Raw genomic sequence first — 4,184 nt, 5'->3', positions numbered from 1 at the left:
CGACGCAGCGGCGCGGGCTCGAGCGGCTTCAGGCGGTCTTCCGCGCGCGGGCGCGGCAGGGCCGGACGTTCCGGCTCGGGCGGCGAACGGACCGGCGCGGGGGCCGGCGCGCGTTCGGCCCGGGCGATCAGGGCCTCCAGCTGGGCCTTCAGCTCGCGGGCCTTGAGGATGCGGTCATGCAGGCCGTCGTGGGCTTCCTCCCCGGCGCGGCGCAGGTTCTCCAGCCCGGCCTCGGCGCGGGCGGCGGCCAGGTCGAGATCGCGCACCGAGGCGGCGAAGGCGATCTGGCTGTCGCGCAGGGTGCGCAGCTTCTTGTCCAGCCGCCAGCCGTAGATCAGGGCGGCGATCAGCAGGACGGCCAGGAGGACCTGGAGCGCGACGGCGACGATGCTCATTTGAGGCTCGTCAGCGCGCGCTTGGCGGCGGGGGTCAGCGGGTGCTCGACCCGCACGGCGATGTTCTGGCCGCGACGGCCCATGCGCCCCTTGGTCAGGGGAATGCTGCCGCAGCGGATGTCGACCAGGCTGTCGGGCCCGACGTTGAGCATCAGGGTCTCGCCGACCTTCAGGTCCAACACGCGCGACAGCGGCACCTGCTGCTCGTCGAGCACGGCGCGGACCTCCATCTGCGTGGTCCAGAGCTCGGTGGCGAGGTGGCCTTCCCAGATGTTGTCCCGGCCGAACTTCTCGCCCATGAACTGCTGCAGCAGCATCTTCCGGATCGGCTCCAGCGTCGCGTAGGGCAACAGGAGCTCGATTCGACCGCCGCGGTCTTCCATGTCGATGCGCAGCTTCACCAGGATGGCGGCGTTGGCCGGCCGCGCGATGGCGGCGAAGCGCGGATTGGTCTCCAGGCGGTCGAGGTGGAAGCTGACCGGGGTCAGCGGCTCGAACGCCGCCTTGGCGTCGGCCAGCACGACCTCGACCATGCGCTGCACCAGCACCCGCTCGATGGTGGTGTAGGGCCGGCCCTCGATGCGCAGGGCCGCGGTGCCGCGACGGCCGCCCAGCAGCACGTCCACGATCGAGTAGATCAGGTTGGAGTCGACCGTCAGCAGGCCGTAGTTGTCCAGCTCCTCGGCCCGGAACACGCCCAGGATGGCCGGCAGGGGGATCGAGTTCAGGTAGTCGCCGAACCGGATCGACGAGATGTTGTCCAGGCTCACCTCGACGTTGTCGGAGGTGAAGTTGCGCAAGCTGGTCGTCATCAACCGCACCAGGCGGTCGAACACGATCTCCAGCATCGGCAGGCGCTCGTAGGAGACCAGCGCCGAATTGATGATCGCCCGCACGCCCGAACGCTCGGACGACTCGTCCTGCGAGAGGTCGAAGCCGAGCAGGCTGTCGATCTCGTCCTGGTTCAGGATGCGCTCGCCGCCGCCGAGGCCGTCTTCCTCGTCGGTCGGCCAGCCGAGCTCTGCGGCCTGTTGTGCGAAGGGATCGGACATCGCGGGAAGCTAAGCCTTTACTGGATCAGCATTTCTTCGATCAGTACGGCGTCGACCTTCTCCGGCGCCACGATCAGATTGACGCGCCGCAGGATCTCCATGCGCAGCTGGTAGCTGCCCTGGCTGCCGGACAGATCCTCGGGGCGCAGCTCGCGCAGGAAGCTCTGCAGGGCGTCCTGCAGGCGAGGCGCGTCGGCCTCCAGCCGCTCCGTGACAGATTCGTCGGACAGTTCGAAGGTGAGCTTCAGCTTCAGGAACGACGGGCGGCCGTCCAGCGACTGCATGTTCACGACCAGGTCGGGCAGCGTGTAGAAGGTCACGCCGTCGGGGCCCGCGCGGACTTCGCCCAGCGTCTTCTCGCCCTTGCCGCCGCCGTGGCCGCCTTCTTTCTTCTTCTTTTTCTTCTCGGGCTTCTCGTGGCCGGCCTCGGCCGGAGCGTCGGTCTTGGCCGCCTTCGGCTTCATCAGCATGAAGACGCCCGCGCCGCCCCCGCCCAGCACCAGGACGGCCGCGACGCCGGCCATGATCAGGACCTTCAGCGGCGGCTTCTTCTTGGAGCCCTCGCCGCCTTCGCCGTCTCCGCCAGCCGATTCGGGCGCCTCGCCCTCAGCCGGCGCGGCGTCCTTGGCAGCCTTCTTCTTGAGAAAGGAAAACATCACCGGCCCCGTACCTCGAGGGAAGGATCGGCCGGGTTTGGTTAACGATCCGTTCGGAATCCGGCCTCAGTCGGCAAGTTTTGCCCGGCGCCCCAGGGGCCGGATCGGCCGATCCCTTGAAAAACAAGGGCGTTAACCACTTGGCCCAGGCGTTGCACAGGGAAGCGCGAACGGAGCCTCCCTCGTGGAAAACGTCGCCTACATCGCCCTGTCCCGTCAGATGACGTTGCGCCGCCAGCTCGACATCGCGGCCAACAACGTCGCCAACGCCGACACCGTGGGCTTCAAGGTCGAGCAGCTGATGGTCGGCACGGAGCTGGGCCGCGGCGCCCGCAACGACCCGATCAAGGCTCCGGCCAGCTTCGTGCTCGACAACGGCGTCGGCCGCGACTTCCGCGCCGGCGAGATGCGGGTCACGAGCAACACTTTCGACTTCGCCGTCGAGGGCGAGGACGCCTTCTTCCAGATCAACGCCCCGCAGGGCGCGCGCTTCACCCGCGACGGCCGCTTCACCACCGATCCGCAGGGTCGCATGGTCACCCAGCAGGGCTTCCCGGTGGCGGGCGAAGGCGGCGGCGAGATCCTGCTGGACCCGCGCAAGTCGCCGCCGTCCGTCTCGGCCGACGGCATCGTCACCCAGGACGGCGAGCGCGTGGGCCGCATCGGCGTGGTCCGCTTCCCGTCCCTGTCGGCGCTGTCGAAGGACGGCGACAACCTCTACGCCAACGCCTCCAACCAGCAGCCGGAAGCCGCCACCGACGCGCGCATCCGCCAGGGCGTGCTGGAAGGCTCCAACGTCAAACCGGTCGTCGAGATCACCAACCTGATCGAGATCACGCGCGCCTACGAGCGGATCTCCAAGATGATCGACCAGTCCACCGATCTTTCCCGTCGCTCGGTCGAGCGACTGGGCCGCGTCAGCTGAGGAGTTAGCCCATGAGAGCTCTGCGCATCGCCGCCACTGGCATGGAAGCCCAGCAGCTGAACGTGGAGGTCATCTCCAACAACATCGCCAACATGAACACGGTTGGCTTCAAGCGGCAGCGGGCCGAGTTCCAGGACCTGCTGTACCAGAACGTCGAGCGCATGGGCGCGCAGTCGTCGGACACCGGCACGGTGGTGCCGACCGGCATCCAGGTCGGTTCGGGCGTGAAGGCCGGCTCGGTCTACCGCATCACCTCGCAGGGCAACCTGACCCACACCGAGAACACCTTCGACCTGGCCATCCAGGGCAAGGGCTACTTCCAGGTGCTGCTGCCGTCGGGCGAGATCGCCTACACCCGCGCCGGCAACTTCTCGCCCAACGACCAGGGCCAGCTGGTCACCGACGACGGCTACCTGGTCCAGCCGGAAGTGCAGATCCCGCCGAACGCCAAGGACGTGGTGATCTCCAAGACCGGCCAGGTGCAGGCGATCATCGACGGCCAGGTCGCGCCGCAGACGGTCGGTCAGCTGGAGCTGGCCGAGTTCTTCAACGAAGGCGGCCTGGAAGCCGTCGGCGACAACCTGTTCAAGGAAACGACCGCCTCGGGCGCCCCCACCCTCGGCCAGCCGGGCGAGGTCGGCTACGGCCAGCTGCTGCAGGGCTACACCGAAGCCTCGAACGTCGACGCGGTCGGCGAGATCACCGCCCTGATCGTGGCCCAGCGCGCCTACGAGATGAACTCCAAGATCGTCACCGCAGCCGACGAGATGCTGCAGGCGACCTCGGCCCTGCGGTCGTGAGGCGGGTGATGCGCAAGCTTTCCGCCCTCCTCGCCTTCGCCGCCGCCCTCGCCGTCGCCGGCCAGGCCTGCGCCGGCACGCCGGTGGCCCTTCGCGGCGACCTCGCCGACGCCGACGGCGCCGTCACCCTGGGCGACCTGTTCGAGGACGCCGGCCGGGTGGCCAACGTGGTGGTCGCGCGCGGCCCGCAGGCGGGCTCCACCGTCGTGCTGGACGCCGGCGGCGTGCAGCGTCTGGCCCGCGCCAACGGCCTGGACTGGGCCAACGCCGAGGGCTTCCAGCGCCTGGTGGTGCGCGGCGCCGGCGCGCCCGCGGGCGGCGCTATGGTGACGCGCACGGCGGCGACGTCGTCGGCC

At 69.1% G+C, this 4,184-nt stretch carries 5 protein-coding genes and 1 pseudogene; 3 read left to right on the top strand and 3 right to left on the bottom strand.

Annotated elements, in window-relative coordinates; translation table 11 throughout:
- From G3573_RS20425 to G3573_RS20415, 3 genes are all read right to left on the bottom strand, one after another.
- Window positions 1–395 (bottom strand): DUF6468 domain-containing protein (locus G3573_RS20425; protein ID WP_240454822.1); only part of this gene is annotated, 395 nt, incomplete at its 3' end.
- A complete protein-coding gene (fliM, locus tag G3573_RS20420) occupies window positions 392–1,447 on the bottom strand; it encodes a flagellar motor switch protein FliM (protein WP_240454821.1) in 1,056 nt (351 codons plus the stop codon). The genes fliM and G3573_RS20425, both read right to left, overlap by 4 nt.
- A 17-nt stretch (window positions 1,448–1,464) precedes the next feature.
- Window positions 1,465–2,103: a flagellar basal body-associated FliL family protein gene (locus tag G3573_RS20415; protein WP_163263504.1), complete on the bottom strand. Its 639-nt coding sequence runs from the start codon at window positions 2,101–2,103 to the stop codon at window positions 1,465–1,467.
- 184 nt (window positions 2,104–2,287) lie between these two features.
- Between G3573_RS20415 and flgF the strand changes: the two genes are divergently transcribed.
- The 3 genes and pseudogenes from flgF to G3573_RS20400 form a co-directional block, all read left to right on the top strand.
- On the top strand, window positions 2,288–3,028 hold the full coding sequence (gene flgF, locus G3573_RS20410) for a flagellar basal-body rod protein FlgF (protein WP_163263503.1): 741 nt from the start codon (window positions 2,288–2,290) through the stop codon (window positions 3,026–3,028).
- Between the two features lie 11 nt (window positions 3,029–3,039).
- The gene (gene flgG, locus G3573_RS20405; protein WP_163263502.1) at window positions 3,040–3,828 is read left to right on the top strand and encodes a flagellar basal-body rod protein FlgG; all 789 of its coding nucleotides are present in this window, start codon (window positions 3,040–3,042) and stop codon (window positions 3,826–3,828) included.
- An 8-nt stretch (window positions 3,829–3,836) separates the two neighbouring features.
- Window positions 3,837–4,184 (top strand): annotated as a pseudogene (locus tag G3573_RS20400) (flagella basal body P-ring formation protein FlgA); the annotation flags it as partial.

The organism is Caulobacter sp. 17J65-9 (genome assembly GCF_010975005.1).
Lineage (GTDB): Bacteria > Pseudomonadota > Alphaproteobacteria > Caulobacterales > Caulobacteraceae > 17J80-11.
This window is presented reverse-complemented; position numbering and strand designations above follow the sequence as displayed.

Excerpts from the sequence above, each read along its gene's own strand:
- flgG (WP_163263502.1), top strand. The coding sequence starts at position 3,040 with ATGAGAGCTCTGCGCATCGCCGCCACTGGCATGGAAGCCCAGCAGCTG.
- fliM (WP_240454821.1), bottom strand. The coding sequence starts at position 1,447 with ATGTCCGATCCCTTCGCACAACAGGCCGCAGAGCTCGGCTGGCCGACC.
- G3573_RS20415 (WP_163263504.1), bottom strand. The coding sequence starts at position 2,103 with ATGTTTTCCTTTCTCAAGAAGAAGGCTGCCAAGGACGCCGCGCCGGCT.